Origin of the sequence: Cystobacter fuscus (assembly GCF_002305875.1) — a bacterium.
GTDB lineage: Bacteria > Myxococcota > Myxococcia > Myxococcales > Myxococcaceae > Cystobacter > Cystobacter fuscus_A.
The window spans coordinates 10,562,595-10,583,703 of record NZ_CP022098.1; the positions used below are offsets into that span (position 1 = coordinate 10,562,595).

19 protein-coding genes are annotated in these 21,109 nt (G+C 70.5%); 11 read left to right on the forward strand and 8 right to left on the reverse strand.

Annotated elements, in window-relative coordinates:
• Nucleotides 1-33: 33 nt before the first annotated feature.
• Nucleotides 34-783: a fatty acid desaturase gene (locus CYFUS_RS42850; protein ID WP_095990468.1), complete on the reverse strand. Its 750-nt coding sequence runs from the start codon at nt 781-783 to the stop codon at nt 34-36.
• A 334-nt stretch (nt 784-1,117) separates the two neighbouring features.
• On the opposite strand from CYFUS_RS42850, the gene CYFUS_RS42855 reads away from it, so the two are divergent.
• The gene (locus CYFUS_RS42855; protein WP_095990469.1) at nt 1,118-1,600 is read left to right on the forward strand and encodes a DUF6714 family protein; all 483 of its coding nucleotides are present in this window, start codon (nt 1,118-1,120) and stop codon (nt 1,598-1,600) included.
• Nucleotides 1,601-1,617: 17 nt separating this feature from the next.
• Here CYFUS_RS42855 and CYFUS_RS42860 read toward each other — a convergent pair whose 3' ends face one another.
• From CYFUS_RS42860 to CYFUS_RS42885, 6 genes are all read right to left on the reverse strand, one after another.
• Nucleotides 1,618-2,862: an imm11 family protein gene (locus CYFUS_RS42860; RefSeq protein ID WP_095990470.1), complete on the reverse strand. Its 1,245-nt coding sequence runs from the start codon at nt 2,860-2,862 to the stop codon at nt 1,618-1,620.
• A 9-nt stretch (nt 2,863-2,871) separates the two neighbouring features.
• Nucleotides 2,872-4,308 carry an AHH domain-containing protein gene (locus tag CYFUS_RS42865; RefSeq protein ID WP_157758978.1) on the reverse strand — a complete coding sequence of 479 codons (1,437 nt, stop codon included), beginning with the start codon at nt 4,306-4,308 and terminating at the stop codon, nt 2,872-2,874.
• A gap of 204 nt (nt 4,309-4,512) precedes the next feature.
• Nucleotides 4,513-6,231 (reverse strand): dipeptidyl-peptidase 3 family protein, encoded by a 1,719-nt coding sequence (locus CYFUS_RS42870; RefSeq protein ID WP_095990472.1) that lies wholly within the window; start codon nt 6,229-6,231, stop codon nt 4,513-4,515.
• A 65-nt stretch (nt 6,232-6,296) separates the two neighbouring features.
• On the reverse strand, nt 6,297-6,692 hold the full coding sequence (locus CYFUS_RS42875) for a VOC family protein (protein ID WP_095990473.1): 396 nt from the start codon (nt 6,690-6,692) through the stop codon (nt 6,297-6,299).
• A gap of 31 nt (nt 6,693-6,723) precedes the next feature.
• Entirely contained in the window at nt 6,724-7,362 is a 639-nt protein-coding gene (locus CYFUS_RS42880; protein WP_095990474.1) for a CPBP family intramembrane glutamic endopeptidase, read from the reverse strand.
• Entirely contained in the window at nt 7,359-8,615 is a 1,257-nt protein-coding gene (locus CYFUS_RS42885) for an NAD(P)/FAD-dependent oxidoreductase (RefSeq protein ID WP_095990475.1), read from the reverse strand. The genes CYFUS_RS42880 and CYFUS_RS42885 overlap by 4 nt, the downstream gene beginning before the upstream one ends.
• 201 nt (nt 8,616-8,816) lie before the next feature.
• Between CYFUS_RS42885 and CYFUS_RS42890 the strand changes: the two genes are divergently transcribed.
• The 6 genes from CYFUS_RS42890 to trpA are packed head-to-tail and all read left to right on the forward strand — an operon-like array spanning nt 8,817 to nt 13,431.
• Nucleotides 8,817-8,978, forward strand: a complete 162-nt coding sequence (locus CYFUS_RS42890; protein WP_232537131.1) for a hypothetical protein — start codon at nt 8,817-8,819, stop codon at nt 8,976-8,978.
• Between the two features lie 2 nt (nt 8,979-8,980).
• Entirely contained in the window at nt 8,981-9,997 is a 1,017-nt protein-coding gene (gene trpD / locus CYFUS_RS42895) for an anthranilate phosphoribosyltransferase (RefSeq protein ID WP_095990476.1), read from the forward strand.
• Nucleotides 9,994-10,791 carry an indole-3-glycerol phosphate synthase TrpC gene (locus tag CYFUS_RS42900; RefSeq protein ID WP_095990477.1) on the forward strand — a complete coding sequence of 266 codons (798 nt, stop codon included), beginning with the start codon at nt 9,994-9,996 and terminating at the stop codon, nt 10,789-10,791. Before trpD ends, CYFUS_RS42900 begins: the two co-directional genes overlap by 4 nt.
• Nucleotides 10,788-11,423 carry a phosphoribosylanthranilate isomerase gene (locus CYFUS_RS42905; RefSeq protein ID WP_095990478.1) on the forward strand — a complete coding sequence of 212 codons (636 nt, stop codon included), beginning with the start codon at nt 10,788-10,790 and terminating at the stop codon, nt 11,421-11,423. Before CYFUS_RS42900 ends, CYFUS_RS42905 begins: the two co-directional genes overlap by 4 nt.
• An 11-nt stretch (nt 11,424-11,434) precedes the next feature.
• Nucleotides 11,435-12,643, forward strand: a complete 1,209-nt coding sequence (gene trpB, locus CYFUS_RS42910) for a tryptophan synthase subunit beta (protein WP_095990479.1) — start codon at nt 11,435-11,437, stop codon at nt 12,641-12,643.
• Entirely contained in the window at nt 12,640-13,431 is a 792-nt protein-coding gene (trpA, locus tag CYFUS_RS42915; RefSeq protein ID WP_095990480.1) for a tryptophan synthase subunit alpha, read from the forward strand. The genes trpB and trpA overlap by 4 nt, the downstream gene beginning before the upstream one ends.
• Nucleotides 13,432-13,437: 6 nt before the next feature.
• Here trpA and CYFUS_RS42920 read toward each other — a convergent pair whose 3' ends face one another.
• Nucleotides 13,438-15,906, reverse strand: coding sequence for an efflux RND transporter permease subunit (locus CYFUS_RS42920; protein WP_269770179.1), 2,469 nt, complete (start codon nt 15,904-15,906; stop codon nt 13,438-13,440).
• Nucleotides 15,907-16,083: 177 nt separating this feature from the next.
• Here CYFUS_RS42920 and CYFUS_RS42925 point away from each other — a divergent pair, with 177 nt between their 5' ends.
• From CYFUS_RS42925 to CYFUS_RS42940, 4 genes are all read left to right on the forward strand, one after another.
• Nucleotides 16,084-16,683 carry a histidine phosphatase family protein gene (locus CYFUS_RS42925; protein ID WP_095990481.1) on the forward strand — a complete coding sequence of 200 codons (600 nt, stop codon included), beginning with the start codon at nt 16,084-16,086 and terminating at the stop codon, nt 16,681-16,683.
• A gap of 66 nt (nt 16,684-16,749) precedes the next feature.
• Entirely contained in the window at nt 16,750-18,240 is a 1,491-nt protein-coding gene (locus tag CYFUS_RS42930) for an RCC1 domain-containing protein (RefSeq protein WP_157758979.1), read from the forward strand.
• Complete coding sequence (locus CYFUS_RS42935; protein ID WP_095990483.1) at nt 18,237-19,661, forward strand: RCC1 domain-containing protein; 1,425 nt, start codon at nt 18,237-18,239, stop codon at nt 19,659-19,661. The genes CYFUS_RS42930 and CYFUS_RS42935 overlap by 4 nt, the downstream gene beginning before the upstream one ends.
• Nucleotides 19,658-21,076 carry a di-heme oxidoredictase family protein gene (locus CYFUS_RS42940; protein WP_095990484.1) on the forward strand — a complete coding sequence of 473 codons (1,419 nt, stop codon included), beginning with the start codon at nt 19,658-19,660 and terminating at the stop codon, nt 21,074-21,076. The genes CYFUS_RS42935 and CYFUS_RS42940 overlap by 4 nt, the downstream gene beginning before the upstream one ends.
• Nucleotides 21,077-21,109: the final 33 nt, after the last annotated feature.

Here is a 21,109-nt window from a genome sequence, read left to right on the forward strand (position 1 = left end):
GTTCCTTCCATAACGCCTCAACCCCCCATCCGGTTACAAGCCCACGGCCCGCTCGGGGGGCGCCGCGGCGGCACGAGCCCGGGCATCCCGCATCCTCCACAACGCCCACCAGGGGGTGGAGGGGGATTCGTGGTGCTCCCAGTGGTAGCCGAAGAAGTAGCAGGAGAGCATGGCCCACAGGTGGTTGCGCGGCAGGGAGCGCGCATGGTGGGGCCGCATCTCCGGGGTGTCGGGGCGCCGGTGCGGCAGGTAGGTGCCGAAGTAGAAGAGCTGCACCGTGCCCATGACGGCGGGCGCCACCCAGAAGGCCCAGATGCGCCACGGCGCCACGCCCAGCCACAGCAGCACGTTGAACTTGGCCGCCATGACGAGGAACTGGGGCCACGTCATGTAGCGAACCATGAAGGTGGTGAACCAGGGCCAGAAGGACTGGGTGCGGGTGGAGAAGTCCGGATCGTCCGGACCGGTGGGGTCGGCGTGGTGGGCGCGGTGGTTGACCACCAGGCGCCGGTACGACAGGCCCGCGAAGAGGAAACAGGCGAGCGTGCCCACGGTCTCATTGACCCACCGGTGGCGACTCACCGTGCCGTGCATGGCGTCATGGCCGGTGATGAACAGGCCCGTGCACAGGTAGGCCTGCAGCGCGATGTGCAGCCAGGCGAGCGGCGAGGCAAGCGACAGCCGCGTGCCCACGAGCAACCAGACGAGGTGGCCCAGCCACGCGCCGATGACAGTGAGCGCGATGAGGACACCCCAGGGACCGCGAGGAACGTGGCTGCGCATGGGACACATGTCTCATCATGGCTCCACCCCTCGTGCACGGGAAAACGCGCACGAGGCCCACGCGGCCAACACGACGAGCGGCCAACCCGAGGGGTGCTTCTGGATTCGGCGGTGAGCAACTCCCCGGCGGAGGGGGCGCGGCCCGTTGACCACGGAACATCGCGGTGGAGAAACCAACCATGGCTTGCGCGCGGGCAATGGAGGGTAAAACCCCAGCTCGGCCATGCGCGCTACGCTTGGAGGACGTATGCCCATGGGATCCATCGCTCGCCGCCTCCGCACGGCATGTACGCATCTGTTGAAGCGCTGTTCCAGGTAAGACAGGTGAGCCAATATGGAAACCGTCAGGCTTGACGCTCTTCGGAGCCAGATCGAATCTGCGTTCGACCATGCGCACCCTCCGGCGGAGGATCGCATTGGCTACAATCCCGACGACTGGGAGAGTGCCGAGCTGTCCCAAGCCTTCAAGGGACGGCACTGGAAGGACTTGTCCCTGGCCGAGCTGCAATACCACAGCATCTCGTTCACGAGTTCGGAAGGATTCCGTTACTACCTTCCCGCCTACCTGATGGGCGCATTGGCGGACTACGGCAACCTGATGCCACACACCGTGTACGGCCTCACCCTGCCAGAGGGCACATCCTCCCAGGACGAGAAACTTCGTCACTGGCAGCTCGAACGCTTCGATGGCCTCTCATCGGCTCAAAAGCACGCAGTCCGATGCTTCTTGGAATACGCCAGGGACGAGGCGTCTTCCTACTTCACCCAGGGCCAGGCGCCCTCCCTCGCCCTCGCGAGGTACTGGGGACGATTCTGAGATACCGCTGCTCCGTGCTACGCCACGGGCTTCCTTTTGAGACGGGACAGGTGCTCCTCGCCACTCTCCACGAAGCACCGCACCAGTTCGGCCTGTCCCTCCGCGCCGTGCTCCAGCACGTACCCCAGTTCCGAGGGCAGCAACGCCTTGACGGTGACGAGCTTCACCGCCCCATAGGGTGTGGAGAAGTGACTCGGCAGCGTGCGTGACGCCACGCCCAGCAGCACAGCCACCCTGCCCTCCTCAGTGACGAGGGACCTGGGCATGCCCTTGCCGGACACCTCCATGGAGAAGAGGCCCGCCTTTACCCCCTCGCGCACGTGCTCGTGCTCGGCGACTTCATCCGCCACACGGTCCAGCAGCAGCAGGGGCCACCCCTTCGAGATGTCCTTCACGGCCGCGTCCACCTCCAGGGCGAGTTCCAGACCGAAGCCCACGGAGGGCTCCAGGCGCTCGATGAAGGGGTCCGAGAGTCCGTGCGTGACCAGCAGCGTACGCCCTGCCTCGCGACGGATGACGCTCCAGAGCTGCCTCTGGCCCGGCCACGAGCCGCTCATGGCGATGGGCATGAAGACTTCCTTGTCCAGCGAGCCCAGGGTGCGCCAGGCCGCCTCACGAGCGGAGGCCGCCGTCTCCAGTAGTTCGCGGCTCTTCCGGTCCCGCGCGCGCTCCTCCGCACTGATGGTGCTGGGGCCGGTCACCTCCTGGAACTTCGTCCCCGTCGCGCCCAGTTCCTCAAGGGCCTCCTTGATGGCCTCGGAGACGACGATGGCGACCCAGCCCCAGGTACGGAACACCTGGGCATCGCCCACCTTCGCGGGGTCGATGCGCATGCCGATCACGGACCGGTACTCTCCGAGCTGGTCTGGCAGTCCATGCTCCGGTGTCACGTAGCGCACCTCGTCGGAAGCCTCGTCGTCGATACACTTCACGACACGCGTGATGTTGAGAAGGAAGTATGGCTCGCTCTGTCCCTCCACCTCTGCCGGAATGAGCTGCACATCGCTGGGGGCCAGCCTAGCGAACACGGCGGCCACCCTGGCATCGACCACGGGAATCGACGAACCCGCCAGCAAGGAGAAGTCGAGCGCCTTGCCAGGGGCATAGATAGGAATCCGGATTCGCCCCTCGACGAGAGCGGGCTCGCCCTGCTCGAACAACCAGGTACGAATCTCCTGCTCCCGCTCATCCAGAGGACTTCCCAGTTCCCACCGGCCCGGGGTGTAGACGTCATCGACCAGTCTGAAATACCGCTTCGCCATGAAGAACTCCTAGGGCGGTGACCTCTTGGTCGTCAGCAGCTTGTTGAGCCTGCTGCCCTTCGTGGTGATTTCCGCGGCCAACTCACGGAGCGCTTGCCGCAATGCCACGGCGCACTCCTGCTGATTGGGACACCGTGCCGTCGCCCTCTTCAAGTGGTCAAGGACGGCTTGATGGTACTCCTTGGGATGAGGTCCCTTGTGCCCGAACAGTGGAACCGTATTCGCCGGATCCTTCATCGACATGCCCGCCTTGTCGAAGAATGGCTTGAGCTTCTGCGTCCAAGGCCCGCCACGGACGGTGGCAATCGTGTTCTCGATGGTGGCGATGTGATGCACGTCCGGCTTCTTCTTCGGCGGGTCCACGCGTGCCGGAGAGCCCCTCGCGGCCATGCTCACGGCATTTGCGGGCAGGACGACACTGAAGGTGCCCTCAGCCACGGCGACCTTCACCTTGTCCGCTTCCTGCACGGCCGTGAGCACGTCTCGGATGCCGGCATGGGACTTGAGCGTACCGGCGGCTTTCGCGAAGCCCGGTAGCGTTGGGGCCTTGGACACGAGCGCCGCCGACTCCCCTACCGCCGCCGTGCCCAGCAGGAGCAGAATCCGCACGCTGTTGGGCCCGATGACCTTGCCGAAGCGGTCCCCCGCCTCGCGCAGCTCCGCGAACGTGCTGGCCTCCGCCGCCTCCTCCCAGAGCAGGAAGTAAGCTCGAACCAGGTCGAAGAGCTCCCAGCCCAGGTAGCCCCACATGAGCAAGGCGAGTGCAGCGGCGACGCCTTTGGAAACGGGCTCGGGTGCCGCGACCAGGGCCATGTATCCAATGAGAGTGAGGCTCAGCGTCGTCCAGAGCTGCGTCGTGGAGAACATGCCGCGCAGCTGCGCGTCCCGGGCCTCCAGCGCCGCATCCAAGGAAAGTGCCAGGGCGAGGTCGCGCTTGTCCTCACCGTCCAGGCCCGGCCCGTCCTTGAACAACTCCAGGCAGTCGCCCGACGTGCCTCGCCGCTCGCAGAACCCCCCGTAGGACCGCGCCAATGGGGTACGCCACTCCTCTCCCGTGAGCGGGACGGAGGTGGCCAGCGCCAGCTTCCGGTGGAGGTAGAGCGGGACGTGGGAGCCGGCCACCCGCAGCGGCATATTCAGCACCAGGGTGGTGAGGGCTTCGTTGAGTTCGAAATCGCTCACCTGCACGGCCCCGAATCGGGTGGGCAGGGAGAGGCGAACCAGCTCGTCCGCGACCTCATCCGCCTCCACCTCTTCGGCCTCCGCTTCAGCCGTGGGAGACTCGGCGGCCTCATGGAAATGGGGTGTCAGTGGCGTGTACAGGCCGCCCCGAGGCACACCCGTGGCGCATGCTGCATTGAGGAAGAGGACGATGAGCAACCAGCCGCGCAGCAGGAGGCTCAGCCGAGCGCCAGGCAGGCACGGGCCAACAAGACGGGTGGACACGGCGCACCTCCAGAAGCAACGCGACTAAAAGTCTTCGCTCCAGAACTACACGGAGATACGGGTGCGCCCGTCAAACCACCGGGAGTGGCAATCACACAAAGCGCGGGAGTTCCCAGAAGGAGGCCCCACCCTGGCGCTTGCCTTGTACTGGGGACGATTCTGAGTCGGTTCCAGAATGTCCCCAGGGGTGTCACATAAGCACGACTACCGGCCCACCACGGGGGCGTTGCCGAACTCGGCGGTGAGCTTGTCCGCGGTGACGTAGCGCGGCTCGATGTCCACCGGCACGTTCTCCAGCTTGTCCAGCACGCGCTTCACCTCGGGACGCACCACGCCCATCTTCGCGAGCAGCGCCTCGGCGCCAGCGCGGTCCCCGTGGGCCTGCAACTCCATGAGCTGCTTCGTCAGCGCGGTGACGGACTCGCGCACCTTGCCCGGCACCACGGAGAAGGTGCCATCCTTGGCCACCACCACCGCGCCCGTGTCGAGGAAGTGATTGAGCTGCAACGCAATGCCCTTGCCGTGCGCCTCGTTGATGCCGAAGCGGATGGAGCGGAACGCCGACGCCAGGAACGTCGTGTACATGGTGCGCTCCATCTCCTTGCCGATGACGCCCTTGTCCACGAGCGATTGCAACGCCCACAGGCCGGAGATGTCCGCCTTGGCCTCCTCGAGCGCGCTGGACGCCACCTGGAGCGCCTGACGCACCGTGGTCTGCTTGCCTTCCACGGTGATGTTGTGGGGACCCAGGCCGTGCATCAACTCGTGCATGAGGATGTGGGTGAAGAAGGCGTCGAAGGAGACGTCCTTGCGATCCTTCGGCGCGAGCGCCACCTGGGCGATGGGCAGCAGCACACGCTGGAACTTCGCCTCCTGGATGTTCTTGAGCATCACGCGCTTGGTGCCCTTCTCCGCCGCCACGCGCTCGTCGTTGGGCAGGTTGTAGGCCGCCGTCTGCACGCCCCGGTTGCCATCCCCCGAGGAGAACAGGCTGTTGACGACCCGGATGGGCGCGAGCGCCCCGAGCTTCGGATTGCGCATGGACGGCTCGATGGGGAGCGTGTTCTCCAGCCCCTGCAGCTCGCCGCTGAACTTCGCGAGCTTCTGCGTCTCGGCGTCATCGCGCACGGCGATGAAGGCCTCGAAGGCGGCCTTGTAGTTGAACCACTCGTCCTCGTAGACCTCGTAGGGCCCGATGGTCGGCTCGATGCTCGCGTCCAGCTCCATCCACGCCACTTCGCTCGGGTAGTAGTCGTTGCTCAGGAAGCTGGCGGCGCGCTGGGTGAGGAACGCGCGCAGCGTGGGCTGGGTGGTGAGCTCGGCGGCCTCGAGCAGCAGGCGCGCGGCCTGGGAGAGTTCCCCCTGGTACTCGACGCTGTAGGGCACGGAGACGAAGTTGCCGTCCGGGCCCCGACGCACGGTGGTGAAGAAGCCCGTGGCCTGCCGCTGCTGGGCCTCGGGCAGGGACTTCACCCACGCCTCGACCTCCGCCTGGCTGGCGCCGGCCGGGTAGAAGTTGCCCTCGAGCGGCTTGGCGGGCACCCCGGGCGCGAAGGGCGCGTTGTGGTCGAGCCTCGACCAGGGGCCCTTGTTGAGCAGGAAAGCGTGCAGCCGCTCCTTGCCCAGCGGAGAGGTGTCCTGGAGCAGCGACAGCAGCAGCGTCTCGTTGCCCGCCCAGGCCTGGCGCATGAAGAGCGGATCCATGATGCGGGCGGCCTGGAGGATCTTCGCGAGGGCGCGCCGCTCGCTCTCCGGGAGCTTGGAGACATCCACCTGGATGTCCACGGGAGCGAAGCGCGCCGTCATGCGCTTGAGCTCGGCGGCAGAGGGCAGGCGGGCAGGAGCCGGGGCGGGCTCGGCGGCACCGGCGACGCCCGACAAGAGCAGCGCAGTGGTGGCGAGGGTGCGGAGGGTACGTTTCATGGCCGCCCTTTTACCCTCCCGCGCGCCGGGGTGGACAGCGAAGCTCCCGCCGTCGCGCGGCGACTTCACGGTGCAGGACGGTAGGTGCCGAAGCTCCAGACATGGCCCTCGCAGTCACGTGCCGCGTAATCCCGCGAGCCGTAGTCGGTGTCGAAGGGCTCCTTCACGATGACGGCCCCCGCGGCCCGAGCCCGGGCACAGTGGGCGTCGATGTCGCGCACGTAGACGTACGGGGCCATGCCGGCGTTGCCGTAGATGTCGTCCTTCTGGCTGCCCAACATGAAGATGCCCGTGCCGAAGCGCAGCTCGGCGTGGGCCACGGTGTCGTTGGGCCCCGGAACCACCAGGTGCTCCTCGAAGCCGAAAGCGGCGGCCAGCCACTTGATGGCCGCGGGCGCGTTCTTGTAGCGCAGCATGGGGTAGAAGGTCGGGGCGGCGGCGCTGGCGGTGGGCTGGCTCATGGCGATTCCCTCTCGAGGACGCGGGCTTGCGTCAGACGACTGGCAACAGGACGATGATGAGCACATCCCAGAGCGCGTGGCTCACCCACGGGGCCACGAGACCGCGACGCCACTCGGCGAGCAGGCCCCAGGCGAGCGAGGTGGGAAACGCCGCGAGCGCCAGCAGGGGCTCCTCGAAGAAGAGCAGCAGGAGGCTCGACAGGGCGGCGGCCACCACGACACAGCCCCGGCTGCCCACCCTCGGCCGCAGGGCCCCCTGCACCACCCCGCGCCAGAACACCTCCTCGGCGGGGGCGATGAGCAGCGCCAGCGCCACCGCGGAGAGCCACCCGCCCCGGCCAAAGCCCGCATAGACATCCAGCAAGGGCTCGCAGAGCACCCGAGAGAAGCCTCCGCACAGCGCCCACAACACGCCGCGTGAGCCCACGTACAGCACCCCCGCGAACGTCACGCCCCACAGCACGTCCTCGCCCCGGGGCACCAGCCGCGCCCGCCCTTCCCTTCCGAGCGCCAACACCGAGACGGCCATCCAGAGCGCGCAGTAGAGCGCGGCCCACGCGAAGAAGTGGGGAGGGTTCCAGCGCACCAGGGCGGTCCACGCCACCACGCCCACGGACGAGGCCACGAGCCAGGCGGGATGCGCGCCCCGCGTCGATTCATTCCTCGTCATGGCAGTGGCAGCTCCCAGTCTCGCAGCAGGGCCTCGGCCGCGCGCCGCCCCGACGTCATCGCCCCATCGATGGAGCCATGCTCCCGGTAGTCCCCACAGGCATACAACCCGGGCAACAACCTCACCCGCCGAGGAGACGACTCCCAGGCCTCGGGCGACTGCTCCGGCAGGGCCCGGGGAAGCTCGTACGTGCGCAGGTGCCGCCACCCCTTCACCCCTCCGCCGAACCACTCCGTGAGCTGCTCGCGCACGCGCGCCTCCAGTGACTCCGTGTCCTCCACCGGCTCCAGCACCGACACCGAGACGAGGGCCTGACCGGCAGGGGCATACTCGGGAGAGAGCTCGCTCATCACCGCGAGGTTGTTCACCGGCCCCCGCCCGTCTCCGTTGAGCACCAGATAGGGTCCGCGCACGGGCGGCTCGGGGGCGGCGAAGTACAGGCACGTCACCGCGTTCATCCGCCGCGACGGCATGCCGGGCAGCAGCTCCGCCGCCGCGAGCGCGTCCGTGGCCACCACCACCGCGTCACAGTCCTCGCGAGCCCCCGACGCCAGCCGCACCCGGTGCCCGAAGACCTCCTCCACCGGCGTGTTCAGCTTCAGCGCTCCCTCGGGCAGCTTCGCGGCGAGCTGCGCGGAGATCGCCCCCATGCCCCGCGCGGGAACCACCGTGGCCCCGGTGGCGAACATCCGGAAGACGAACTCCAGCATCCGACTGGAGGTGCTCAGCCCCTTCTCCAGGAAGATGCCGCCGAAGAAGGGCTGGAGGAAACCCTCCAGCATCGCATCGGAGAAGCCCACGTCGCGCAGATACTCCCGCGACGTCTTCTGCGGACGCAGGAACACCTCCTCCACCGGGCCGGCCTGTGCCTGCTTCCACAAGTCCAGAACGTGCAACTTGTCGATGAACGAACCCACGGGGTTGAAGGCATGCAGCGCGGCATGCAGCGGCCGGCGGAAGGGATCCGCCACCAGGTGCATCCGTCCCTCGCGCCACACCCGCGCCCCGGGAAAGAAGCGCCGCAGGTCGAGCGCCCGGTAGTCCAACCACCGGGCGGGCTCCGGGTAGGCGGTGAGGAACACCTGGAAGCCTCGATCCAGCAGGAAGCCGTCCACCGCGTCCGTACGCACCCTGCCCCCCACCCCGTCGCCCGCCTCCAGCACGCGCACCTTCACGCGTGCCTGGTGAAGAAGCCTCGCGCACGTCAACCCCGCCAGCCCCGCCCCCACCACGATGACGTCCGGCTTGCCCACGGCTCGACCCTCCCTCGAAGTCCCTATTTCCCGTCCTACATTGATTCCCTGATTCGTCCCAGTCAGACTCCGGGAATCCGGGAGAGGCGGACGCGTTTCCTACAATCGCAGTGCCCTGACTCCCTTCCGGTTACAGCAGGACCCCTCAACAACCGTCACCTCTTTCCCCAGGCGACGGCACCTATCGGAGAACCCTCAGCCATGTTGATCGTGATGCAACCAGACGCGACGGCCCAGGACATCGAGCGTGTGAACGACGAGATCCGCCGTCGTGGCTGGCAACCGCACGCGATCCCCGGCGAGACCCGCATGGCCATCGGCAACCCGGGCGCCCCGGGCCGTGACGTGGCGCGATCGGAGTAGCCATGACGCTCAAGGAAGCGCTGAGCCGAGCGGTGAGCCGGCGGGACCTGACCCGCGAGGAGATGATCTCGGTGATGGGCCAGATGCTCGCGGGCGAGGCGACGCCCGCCCAGGTGGGTGGCCTCGCGGTCGCGTTGCGCATGAAGGGTGAGACGGAAGACGAGCTGCTCGGAGCGGCCGAGGCCATGCGCGCGTGCGCCACGCGCATCCATCCGCGCTCCGAAGTGGTGCTCGACACCTGCGGCACCGGTGGCGATGGGGCGAACACCTTCAACATCTCCACCGCCGTGGCCCTCGTGGCCGCGGGAGCGGGGGTGACGGTAGCCAAGCACGGCAACCGAGCGGTGTCCTCGCGCTGTGGCAGCTCGGACGTGCTCGCGGCCCTGGGCGTCCCCATGGACCGCTCGCACGAGCAGGTGACGCATGACATCGACGCGCACGGGGTGGGCTTCCTCTTCGCGCCCTCGCACCACAGCGCCCTGCGCCACGTGGCACCGAGCCGGCGTGAGCTCGGCCTGCACACCCTCTTCAACCTGCTGGGCCCACTGACCAACCCCGCGGGCGCGCGCTACCAGCTGCTCGGCACCTTCGCCGGGGAGCGGCTGGAGCAGACGGCGCGAGTGCTCTCGCGGCTGGGCAGCAAGCGCGCCTGGGTGGTGCACGGACGCGATGGGCTGGACGAGCTGTCGCCGTGCACGGCCTCGGACGTGGCGGAGCTGCGCGAGGACGGCTCGGTGCGCCTGTTCACCCTCCACCCCGAGGACGCGGGGCTCGAGCGCGTGTCGCCCGAGTCCATCATCGGCGGGGACGTGGAGGACAACGCCCGGCGCTTCCGGGCACTGCTCTCGGGCGAGCGCTCCGGGGTGCGCACCGCCGTGGTGCTCAACACCGCGGCGGCGCTCGTGGTGGTGGGCAAGGCGGCCAACCTGAAGGAAGGCGCGATGCGGGCGGTGGAGTCGCTCGACTCCGGCGCCGCGGCCTCCAAGCTGGCGGCGCTCGTCAAGGGCGGTGCGGCATGAGCGCGTCTCAACAAGGCGACAAGCTCGCGGCCATCTTCGCGCGCAAGCGCCGGGAACTCGCCGCGCGCGGGCCCCGCGTGGCCGAGCATCCCCGTCCCCCCGGGCGGGACTTCGCCGCCGCCCTCACCCGGCACCGTCCGGGTCTGCCCATCAACGTCATCGCCGAGGTGAAGCGCCGCAGCCCCTCGGGCGGTGACTTCCCGCACACGGACCTGGTCGCCGTGGCGCGGGGCTACGAGGCCGCGGGGGCATGCGCCATCAGCGTGCTCACCGACGACGTGGACTTCGGCGGCAGCCTCGAGGATCTGCTCCAGGTGCGCGCGGCCGTGTCCGTGCCCGTGCTCCGCAAGGACTTCCTCGTGGCGTCCCAGGAGATCGAGGAGAGCGCGGCCCTTGGCGCGGACGCGGTGCTGCTCATCGCGGACGCGCTGGAGGATGGACAGCTCGCGGAGATGGTGGCCACGGCCAAGGCGTGCCGGGTGGCGGCGCTCGTCGAGGCCCACACCCAGGAGCATGCCGAGCGGGCGCTCCAGGCGGGCGCGGAGCTGGTGGGGATCAACAACCGCAACCTCGCCACGCTGCGCACGGACATCACCACCGCCCTGCAGGTCATCCCGCGGCTGCGCGGCCGGGCCCAGGCGTTCGTGGCCGAGAGTGGCCTCAAGACGCACGAGGACTTCGTGGCGGCCCGGTCGGCGGGCGCGGACGCGGTGCTCGTGGGGGAGTCCCTCCTGCGCGCGCCCCATCCGGGCCAGGCACTGGCGCGGCTGCTCGCGCCTGGGAACACGACATGAGCACGCGGGTGAAGATCTGCGGGCTCACCCGCTTGGAGGACGCGCGCATGGCGTGGGCCGCGGGCGCGGACGCGCTGGGGCTCAACTTCTACGCGCGCTCGCCCCGGTACGTGACGCCCGAGGTGGCGGCGGCCCTGGCGCGCACCCGGCCCGCGTTGGGCGCGGTGGTGGGCGTCTTCGTCAACGAGTCCCCCGACGTCATCCGGGCCCGGGTACGCGACTGCGGGCTCACGTCGGTGCAACTGCACGGAGACGAGCCGCCCGAGGCGTGCTCGGGCTATGGCGTGCCCGTCATCAAGGCCCTGCGCATCCGGGGCCCCGAGGACGTGGAGCGGGCGCGCGCCTACGTGGGCGTGGGCGACGTGGCGACGCTGCTCTTGGACGGAGCGGCGCCGGGCTACGGCGGAGGCGGCGTGGGCTTCGACTGGTCGCTGGTGGCGCGGCTGACGGACGTGGGCGTGCCGGTGCTGGTGGCCGGTGGGCTGAATCCGGGCAACGTGCGCGAGGCGGTGCGTGCCACACGGGCCTACGGAGTGGATGTGGCGAGCGGAGTGGAGACGAGCCCCGGTATCAAGGACGCGGACGCGGTGCGCGCCTTCGTGCGCGCCGTGAAGAGCACCTTTTCGGAGTGAGGAAGACGACCATGGACACGAAAACCGCCCCGGGCCGCTTCGGCCGTTACGGCGGCCGTTACGTGCCGGAGACGTTGGTGCCGGCGCATCAGGAGTTGGAGCTCGCCTACGCCGAGGCCCAGAAGGATCCGTCCTTCGGCGAGCAGGTGGCGCAGGTGCTGCGCGAGTTCGTCGGGCGCGAGACGCCGCTGACGCCCGCGCGCCGGCTCACCACGCTGTGGGGTGGCGCCGAGGTGTGGCTCAAGCGCGAGGACCTGGCGCACACGGGCGCGCACAAGATCAACAACACCATCGGCCAGGTGCTGCTGGCCAAGCGCATGGGCAAGAAGCGCATCATCGCGGAGACGGGCGCGGGCCAGCACGGAGTCGCCACCGCCACCGCGTGCGCGCTGTTCGGCCTGCCCTGCGAGGTGTACATGGGCGCGCTGGACGTGGAGCGCCAGTCGCTCAACGTCTTCCGCATGAAGGCCCTGGGCGCCACGGTGCACGCGGTGGAGTCGGGCTCGCGCACCCTCAAGGACGCGATGAACGAGGCCATGCGCGTGTGGGTGGCGCAGATTCATGACACCCACTACGTCATCGGCAGCGCGGCCGGGCCCCACCCCTACCCCACCATCGTCCGCGACTTCCAATCCGTCATCGGCAAGGAAGTGCGCACCCAGTCGCTCGTGGCCTTCGGCCAGCTTCCCGACGCCATCATCGCGTGCATCGGCGGCGGCTCGAACGCCATCGGCATCCTCCACCCCTTCATCGGCGACAAGAACGTGCGGCTCGTCGGCGTGGAGGCCGGTGGCCACGGGCTCGACTCGGGCCAGCATGGCGCGTCCCTGACGCTGGGCACCGAGGGCGTGCTGCATGGCTCGCGCTCGCTGGTGCTCCAGGACGAGCACGGGCAGATCATGGAGGCGCACTCCATCTCCGCGGGCCTGGACTACCCGGGCGTGGGGCCGGAGCTGGCGTACCTGGCGAAGACGGGGCGGGTGGAGGTGCGCACCGCCACGGACGACGAGGCGCTCAAGGCCTTCTACGAGGTGTGCCGCAACGAGGGCATCCTCCCCGCGCTCGAGTCCTCGCACGCCTTCGCGCGCGCGGGGGAGCTGGCGCGCGAGCTGGGCAAGGGCAAGTACCTGGTCATCAATTGTTCGGGCCGCGGCGACAAGGACGTGGCCACCATCGCGGCGCGGGGCGTGCCTCCCGCCATCCGTCTGGAGGGAGCATGAGCGGGGCAATCGCGGACGCATTCGCCCGGGCCAGGGCCCGTGGAGAGGGCGCGCTGGTGGCGTACGCCATGGCGGGAGATCCGGATCTTCCCCGCTCGGTGGACGTGTTCGCCGCGTGCGTGGAGGGCGGCGCGGACATCCTGGAGATTGGCGTGGCGTTCAGCGATCCCATCGCCGACGGCCCCGTCATCCAGGGCGCGTCCGAGCGGGCGCTCAAGGCCGGCTCCACGCTGCGGCGCGTGCTGGACGAGGTGGTGCCCGCCGTGCGCGAGCGCTGCCCCCAGACGCCCCTGGTGGTGATGACCTACGTCAACGTCATCATGGCCCTGGGTGAGGAGCGCTACGCGAAGCTCGCCCGGGAGCGCGGCGTGTCGGGCACCATCCTGCCGGACCTGCCGCCCGAGGAGAGCATCGACATCCGCCAGGCGTTCGACCGCGAGGGGTTGGAGCTCATCCCCCTGTGCGCGCCCACCACGTCGCCCAAGCGGGCGGAGAGCATCGCCAAGGACGCGCGGGGCTTCGTCTACTGCGTGTCGGTGGCGGGCGTGACGGGCATGCGCTCGCAGCTCCCGGCGGACCTGTCCGAGCGCCTGGAGCTGGTGCGCCGCGTCTCCCCGGTGCCGGTGGTGGCGGGCTTCGGCATCTCCTCGGCCGAGCAGGCCCGGGTGGTGGGCGCCCACGCGGATGGCGTCGTGGTGGGCAGCGCCATCGTGCGCGCCGCCCAGGCGGATGGGCCCTCCGCGGCCCGTCAGGTGTGCGCCGACATCAAGCGCGGCCTCAAGCGCTGAGCGCGCTCAGGTGCTGGGCCGGACGTCTTCCTCCGGCTCCACCTCGGGCAGCGGCAGGGACGCCAGCACGCTCTCGCCGTCCGCCATGTCCGGCGGGCGGCGCTCCAGCAGCGCGAGCAGCGAGGGGAAGAGCACCGTCGTCCCCAGGAACGAGCAGCCCACGCCCAAGAGCGCCAGCTCTCCGATGGAGTGCAGCCCCGGGTGGCGCGCCGTGAGCAGCGCGCCGTAGCCCGCCGCGTTGGAGAGCGTGGCCACCACCGCCGCCACGCCCGTGGTGCGCACCACGTGGGACAGCGAGCCCGGCCCCTCCTCGCGGTAGCGGTGGTAGAGGTGCACCGCGTTGTCCACGGCGATGGCCAGCAGGTTGGGCAGCACCACGGCGTTGATGAAGTTGAGCTTGAGCCCGTACAGGTGCATCGCCGCCGGCAGGCACGCGAGCCCCAGGTACAACGGCCCCGCCACCAGCCCCGCCCGGCGCAGGCTGCGCAGGCTCAGGGTGATCATCGCGAACACCGCCAGGCTCGCCGCGAGCAGCAGCCAGGGGCCGTCCTTCTCCACCAGATCGAAGATGCGGTAGGCGATGAGGTTCGAGTCGAGCACCTGGACCTCCAGGCCCCTCTCCCGCGCCACCTCGCGCAGCTCCTCCATCTGCGCGCCGAAGCGGTGCAGCGCGTCCGTGTCGGAGAGGGACTCGTTCTTGAAGGCCATCACGAAGCTGCCCTCGCCATCCAGCGCGGTGAAGCGGCGGCGCACCTCCGCGGGCAACGCCTCCACCCCGTAGGGCCTGGCCGCGAGCAGCGCCTCCAGCCGCTCGAGCGCGGGGCGCACCTTCTCCGACTCCCGGGCGACCTCGGGCAGGCCCTCCACGAAGGTGCGCAGGGCGGCGCGCTCGGCCTCCACGTCCGCGCCCGTGCGCGGCAGGAAGTCACTGAGCGAGGCCACCTCCGAGAAGATGCGGTCCTCGCCGTGGCGGGCCTCCAGCTCACGCAGCGCGCTCGCGAGCCGCTCCGCCTGCGCCACGTCCGGCGTGAGGAACACCGTGGGCGCGTGGCGCCGCCCGAGCTGGGAGATGATGTGGTCGTCCAGCCGGGTGGCGGCGAACTCCCCGCGCAGCTTGCGCATGTCCGGCTCGAAGCCGATAGAGCCCGCCACCGACGCCGAGTACGCGACGAGCGCGCACACGCCCACCACCACGGCCACCAGCAGGGAGCGGGGCACGGGCCCCCGCGGCGGACGCGGAGGCCGGGCCGGCAGGGGCTGCGCGGCGCGCAGGGGCCGCAGCCGCTCGGCCAGGGCGATGAGCGAGGGGCCCACCAGATACGTGGCCAGCACCGTGGACAGCACGCCCGCGGCGGCGATCCACCCGAACTGGGCGAAGGCCTGGAACTCGGCGAGCGTGAGCGCGGCGAAGGCGGCGGCGTTGGTGCAGGCCGACGTCAGCGCGCCCGCCCATGTGCCCAGCACCGCCTCGCGCAGGGCCGCCTCGGCGGGCAGACCCCGGCGCTCCTCGGCGTAGCGCATCGCCAGGTGCAGGCCGTACTCGATGCCCAGGCCGATGAGGATGGCCACGAGGAAGCCGGTGATGATGTTGAGGTAGCCGATAGTGAGTTGCACCATCGCGAACGTGACGAGCAGGCCCACGCCCACGGGCGCGCCCACCACCAGCAGCGCCGTGAGGCGCCGGCACGACACGGCCACGATGAGCGCCGCGATGATGCCCGACAAGAGCGAGGCGCGCGTGAGATCCTCGCGCATCCGCCGGTCCTCCTCCAGCCGCAGCACGTGCGCGCCCGTCGCGTCCGTCTTCACCCCGGGGAAGCCCCGCGCCACCTCGGCGCTCGTCTCCCGCACGCGCGTCACCAGCCGCCGGGCGAAGACCAGGTCTCCCGCCAGCCCCGACGGCTTCACGAACAGGTACAGCTCCCGCCCATCCGGAGAGCTCAGGTACTCGCTCACCCCCAGCGTCGGCGAGTGCCGGCGGGCGATCTCCTCGAACGACAGGGGCGGCTTGCTCTCCGCCCCCAGGTCCACGTAGAGCGGGTTGGCGGCGCGCTTGTGCTGTCGCACCGCCTCCTGGAGGTCCTCGCGCAGCGCCTTGAGCCTGGGCGCGGAGAGCAACAGGAGGGCCCGGTCCGTGAAGAAGCGCGTGTCATAGCGGTACTCGACGTAGCGCACCTCCTCCAGCGCCTCGAGCCGGGGCGCCAGTGCCTGGGCGAAGCGGCGCAGCTCCTCGGGGGTGGCCCCCATGGCGCGCAGGACGAGGTACCCATCGCCTCCGGCCTTCCGGGACACGGCCTCCAGGTCGCGCACCTCCACGGTATTCGCCGGGAGCAGCTCCACGAACGAGCCATGGAAGCCCAGGCGCGAGGCCAACAGCCCCGCCATCAGCGCCACGGCCAGGACTCCCGCGAGCACCCGCCCGGGGTGCCGGTAGGACAACCGGGCGAAGTGCTCCATCCCCTTGCCGACATCCATTAGCGCACGACTCCTCACAGATGATTGATGGACGCCGCGTCCGGCACACGGTCGCTACCGCGTTGTGTCATGAATGACTCCGCCCCCCAAGGCTCCAGGTCTTCCGTTAATACTTCTTAAAACCCCAAGCTCGCCTGCTTGCTCCTCCCCCCCGGAGCATCCCCCTCGAGGTCCTCGATGAATCAGACCCTGCCGCTCGTCGTTCTCGTCCGCCACGGAGAAACCGCGTGGAGCCGCACCGGCCACCACACGGGCCGCACGGACCTGCCCCTGCTGGAAGAAGGGCGGCAGATGGCGCTGAAGCTGCGCGAGCCCCTGCGCCAGTGGGACTTCGCCGCCATATGGACCAGCCCCCTGCGCCGGGCGATCGACACGTGCGAGCTGGCCAACCAGGGCCACGGCGCCGAGCAGCGCGCGGACCTGACGGAGTGGGACTACGGCACCTTCGAGGGCAAGACCAAGGCGGAGATCCGCGCCCTGGAGCCGGACTGGAGCATCTGGAAGAAGGGCGTGCCAGGCGGAGAGAAGCTCAAGGACGTGGGCCTGCGCGCCGACCGCGTCATCGCCGGCATCTACAAGGCCAAGGGCCCCGTGCTCCTCTTCTCCCACGGCCACCTGCTGCGCGTGCTCACCGCGCGCTGGCTGGGCCTGGCGCCCACCGACGGGCGCCTCTTCGTGCTCAACACCGGCTCCATCAGCGTGCTCACCGTCCACCAGGATGACGCCAACCAGCCCGTCATCCAGCGCTGGAACGACACGCACCACTTGAACAAGTAACCTTCCGGGGCGGCCCCCCCCGTCCCCTTGCGCCCCGAAGACGCGCCCTGTTACAAGCGCGCCTGCATGTCGATATTGCGAGTCAATTTCAACTCCCGGTCTACCCCCCTTCTGCTGCTGGCGCTGCTGGGGGCGTGTGGAGAGAGGGAGGTGGACCCGCCGGAGACAGACACGGAAGCGCCTCGCATCACGCTCACCACGCCGCTGGACGCGTCGCGCGTGGCGCTCGCGCGCTTCCAGGTGGCGGGCACGGTGGAGGATGACTCGGGGCTCGCGGAGCTGAGCTGGCGGCTCAACGAAGGGGAGCCGGTGGCGCTCGGCGCGGAGGGCGGGACGCGCCAGGAGCTGGGCTTCGAACTCCAGCCACGTCCGGGCCGCAACCTCCTGGTGGTGCACGCGCGCGACACGCGGGGCAACGAGGCGAAGACCTCGGTGAGCTTCACCCTCGGCAACCAGACGGGTGCGGGAGCGCTGCACGGGGGGGCGGTGCGCGACGGCGTCCTCTATACCTGGGGACGCAACAACCGGGGGCAGCTCGGGCTCGGGAGCACCACGAACAGCAAGAGCCCGGTGAAGGTGGAGGGGCTCACGGACGTGGCCGCCATCGCCTTCGCCCAGAACAACTCCCTGGCGATTCATCGGGACGGCTCGGTGTGGACGTGGGGAGACAACGCGAGCGGCCAGCTCGGCCAGGCGGCCCCCGGCGCCTCCGACACGACGGTGCGCCTGGTGCCCACGCGCGTGCCGGGCATCTCCGACGCGGTGGCCGCCGCGGTGGGCTACCGGCACATGCTGGTGCTGCACCGGGACGGGCACGTGTCCGCCTTCGGCCAGAACAACAACGGCCAGCTCGGCGACGGCACCACCACCGATAGGCACTTCCCCGTACCCGTCTCCGGGCTCACCGATGTCGTCCGGGTCATCGGCGGCTCGCAGCACTCGGCCGCGGTGCGCCGCGATGGCACCGTCTGGGTGTGGGGCAACAATGGCTACGGCAACCTCGGCCTCGGCACCCAGGACGACGAGCCCCACCCCACGCCCACGCGCGTGCCCGGCCTCACTGGCGTGGTGGACCTCGCCAACGGGCGCGACCACCTGCTCGCCCTGCACGAGGACGGCACGGTGTCCGCCTGGGGCCTCAACGCCAGCGGCCAGCTCGGCGATGGGCAGGTGGGCGCGGAGGACCAGCGCGACAGCCCCGTCCAGATCCAGGGTCTCACGGACGCCACCGCCGTCTTCGCCCAGGGCACCATGAGCTTCGCCCTCCGACGCGACGGCACGCTGTGGGGCTGGGGTGAGAACGCCAATGGACAGCTCGGCACGGGAGACACCACCCGGGCCTCCGTGCCCACCACCCCCGTGCTGCTGCGCGTGGAGCCCCGGGAGCCCCTCACCGGACTGGACGACGTGAGCCCCGGCGCCACCCATGTCATCGCCCACCATCGGGACGGACCGCTGTTCGCCTGGGGCTGGAGCGTGGGGGGCTCGCTGGGCGGCGGCTCGGACCAGTTGGAGCAGTGGGCCTATCCCCTGCCCCAGCAGGTGGTGTTGCCATGAGCCCGAGAGCCGCCCTCCGCGCCGGAAGCCCGCTGCTCGCGCTGTGCGCCCTCGCCTGTGGCCAGGAGCCCACGCGCCCGGCTCCGCCCGCGCCCGACACCCAGGCGCCCCACGTGCGCCTCCTCTCCCCCGCCGAGGGGCAGGACGTCGCCGCCTTCCAGGTGCATGTCCGGGGAGCGCTCGAGGATGAGCAGGGCGTGGTGCGCGCCACCTGGTCCCTCAATGGCGCGCCGCCCGTGGACTTCACGCCCTCGGAGTCCTTCACCCTCGAGGGCCGCCCCCTCCCGGGCACCAACCACCTGCGCGTGGAGGCCGTGGACGCGGCGGGCAACACGGGCGTGGCCGAGGTGCGCTTCTCGTGGGGCACCTCGCTCGCCGCGGGGCTGTCGCACTCGGCGGCCCTGCGCGATGGCCAGCTCTTCACCTGGGGCGGCAACGACGCGGGGCAACTGGGACGCCCGGACGCCGGGAACACGCCCCTCCCCGTCCCAGGGCTCGCGCCGGTGCGCGCGGTGGTGGCCGGTCCCTCCTCGACCCTCGCCCTCGTGGAGGACGGCAGCGCATGGGCCTGGGGCACGCTGCCCTCGGGACTCGTCCCGGCACGACAGTCGCCCTCCACACCCACCCGGGTGGAGACTCCCGGCCCCGTGGTGGACGCGGCGCTCGGCACGAGCCATGCCCTGCTGCTGCTCGCCGACGGCACGGTGCTCGCGGTGGGAAGCAACACGAAGGGACAACTGGGGCTCGGCTCGACCGCGCCCGTGAAGGCCCCCACGCCCGTGCCCGGCCTGTCGGACATCGTCCGCGTGGCCGTGGGCACCGCGCACTCCGTGGCGCTGCGCCGCGATGGCACCGTCTTCACCTGGGGCGACAACGGCGATGGACAGCTCGGCAACGGAGAGCTGGATGCCACGCCCCACCCCGAGCCCCTGGAGGTGGCGCACCTCGGCCGGGTGGTGGACATCGCGACGGGACGAGGCCATGTGCTGGCGCTCGGCGCGGACGGCCGCGTGCGGGCGTGGGGCCTGGGCATGTCGGGACAGCTCGGCCATGGCAAGAGTGGGATGCTCGGAAGCCGGGCCCAACCCGTGGACGTGCTGGAGGTGACGGACGCAGTGGCCGTGTCCGCCCTCAACAACGTCGGCTTCGCGCTCTCGGCCTCGGGGACGCTCTGGGCGTGGGGGCAGAACTCCAACGCGCAGCTCGGGGATGGCAGCCTCGCGGAGCGGCCGAGGCCCATCCAGGTCCAGGGGCTCGGGCCCGCGCGCGCCGTGGCGGCGGGTTCCCTGCACACGCTCGCCTTCACCCGGGAAGGGGACTGCCTCGCCTGGGGCGCCAACCACGACGGGCAGCTCGGCGCGAGCACGCCCTCCGAGGGCTCTCCCCGCTCTCCGACTCCCCTCCCGGTGGTGTTCCCATGAAGCCCGCGCACGCGCTCGTCACCGTCGGCTGGGGCCTGCTCGCGGCATGTGGCCCGACCTCGCGGGCACCGGATGACGACCCCCACCAGGGCCATGCGGTGGTGGAGGCCGGGGAGGAGAAGCCCGGAGGCGAAGCCACGGTCCAGGACACGAGCGCGCAGGCCTTCTCGCGTCCCGCGCCCTCGCTCCCCCTGTCGCGGCTGTCCGCGTTCGGCGCGGGGGAAGCCCTGTTCGAGGCGGACTGGTTCGCGGCGCCCGACTCACGAGAAGATCGCGATGGCCTCGGACCGCTCTTCAACTCCGTGTCCTGCGAGGCGTGCCACTTCCAGAACGGACGCGGTGCACCACCCCAGGGCGCCGATCAGCCCACGGTCTCGCTGCTCCTGCGCCTGAGCGTGCCCGGCGAGGGCGAGCATGGAGGGCCCCGGCCCGAGCCCACCTATGGAGATCAGCTCCAGACGCGGGCCATTTCCGGAGTGCCCGCCGAGGGACGCGCCACGATCACCTGGGAGGAGCGCTCGGGCACCTTCGCGGATGGAGAGCCCTGGACGCTGCGCGCGCCCGTGTACGTCCTCTCACAGCTCGCCCACGGGCCGCTGTCCCCGAACGTGCGCCTGTCTCCGCGAGTGGCGCAGCCGCTGGTGGGGCCGGGGCTGCTGGCGGCCGTGCCCGAGGAGCGCCTCCTCGAATGGGCGGATCCCGAGGACGCGGATGGAGACGGCATCTCCGGGCGGCCCAACCGGGTGTGGAGCGTGCGCCGGGGGCGGTGGGAGCCAGGCCGCTTCGGCTGGAAGGCCAACCAGCCCGACCTGGAGCAGCAGAACGCCGCGGCCATGAAGGGAGACCTCGGCATCACCTCGCCGCTCTTCCCCACCGAGTCCTGCACCTCCGCGCAAGCCACCTGCCTCTCGGCCTCCTCCGGCGGCTCCCCCGAGCTGGACGAGGGCAAGCTGGCCGCCCTCACCGCCTACACCGCCGCGCTCGCCGTCCCCGCCCGCCGCGGACACGACCAGCCCCAGGTGCTCCAGGGCAAGGACGTCTTCCACCGCGTGGGCTGCGCCCGCTGCCACCGGCCCTCGCTCGAGACGGGAGAGGTGGAAGGCCGCCCGGAGCTCTCCCACCAGCGATTGTGGCCCTACTCGGACCTGCTCCTGCATGACCTGGGAGATGCGCTCGCCGACGGCTATGACGACTTCCTCGCCACCGGCAATGAGTGGCGCACGCCCCCGCTGTGGGGCCTCGGCCTGACGCGCACCGTCAGCGGCCACACGCGCCTGCTCCACGATGGCCGGGCCCGCACGGTGCTCGAGGCCATCCTCTGGCACGGCGGCGAGGCCCAATCCGCCCGCGACGCGGTGCTCCGCCTGTCCCGCGCCGAGCGTGACGCCCTCCTCGCCTTCCTCGACTCGCTGTGAACGGCTCTGGCACCGCGCGTCCCGGAATCCTTG

Excerpts from the sequence above, each read along its gene's own strand:
- CYFUS_RS42850 (WP_095990468.1), bottom strand. The coding sequence starts at position 783 with ATGCGCAGCCACGTTCCTCGCGGTCCCTGGGGTGTCCTCATCGCGCTC.
- CYFUS_RS42855 (WP_095990469.1), top strand. The coding sequence starts at position 1,118 with ATGGAAACCGTCAGGCTTGACGCTCTTCGGAGCCAGATCGAATCTGCG.
- CYFUS_RS42860 (WP_095990470.1), bottom strand. The coding sequence starts at position 2,862 with ATGGCGAAGCGGTATTTCAGACTGGTCGATGACGTCTACACCCCGGGC.
- CYFUS_RS42870 (WP_095990472.1), bottom strand. The coding sequence starts at position 6,231 with ATGAAACGTACCCTCCGCACCCTCGCCACCACTGCGCTGCTCTTGTCG.
- CYFUS_RS42875 (WP_095990473.1), bottom strand. The coding sequence starts at position 6,692 with ATGAGCCAGCCCACCGCCAGCGCCGCCGCCCCGACCTTCTACCCCATG.
- CYFUS_RS42880 (WP_095990474.1), bottom strand. The coding sequence starts at position 7,362 with ATGACGAGGAATGAATCGACGCGGGGCGCGCATCCCGCCTGGCTCGTG.
- CYFUS_RS42890 (WP_232537131.1), top strand. The coding sequence starts at position 8,817 with ATGTTGATCGTGATGCAACCAGACGCGACGGCCCAGGACATCGAGCGT.
- trpD (WP_095990476.1), top strand. The coding sequence starts at position 8,981 with ATGACGCTCAAGGAAGCGCTGAGCCGAGCGGTGAGCCGGCGGGACCTG.
- CYFUS_RS42900 (WP_095990477.1), top strand. The coding sequence starts at position 9,994 with ATGAGCGCGTCTCAACAAGGCGACAAGCTCGCGGCCATCTTCGCGCGC.
- CYFUS_RS42905 (WP_095990478.1), top strand. The coding sequence starts at position 10,788 with ATGAGCACGCGGGTGAAGATCTGCGGGCTCACCCGCTTGGAGGACGCG.
- trpB (WP_095990479.1), top strand. The coding sequence starts at position 11,435 with ATGGACACGAAAACCGCCCCGGGCCGCTTCGGCCGTTACGGCGGCCGT.
- trpA (WP_095990480.1), top strand. The coding sequence starts at position 12,640 with ATGAGCGGGGCAATCGCGGACGCATTCGCCCGGGCCAGGGCCCGTGGA.
- CYFUS_RS42920 (WP_269770179.1), bottom strand. The coding sequence starts at position 15,906 with ATGGATGTCGGCAAGGGGATGGAGCACTTCGCCCGGTTGTCCTACCGG.
- CYFUS_RS42925 (WP_095990481.1), top strand. The coding sequence starts at position 16,084 with ATGAATCAGACCCTGCCGCTCGTCGTTCTCGTCCGCCACGGAGAAACC.
- CYFUS_RS42930 (WP_157758979.1), top strand. The coding sequence starts at position 16,750 with ATGTCGATATTGCGAGTCAATTTCAACTCCCGGTCTACCCCCCTTCTG.
- CYFUS_RS42935 (WP_095990483.1), top strand. The coding sequence starts at position 18,237 with ATGAGCCCGAGAGCCGCCCTCCGCGCCGGAAGCCCGCTGCTCGCGCTG.
- CYFUS_RS42940 (WP_095990484.1), top strand. The coding sequence starts at position 19,658 with ATGAAGCCCGCGCACGCGCTCGTCACCGTCGGCTGGGGCCTGCTCGCG.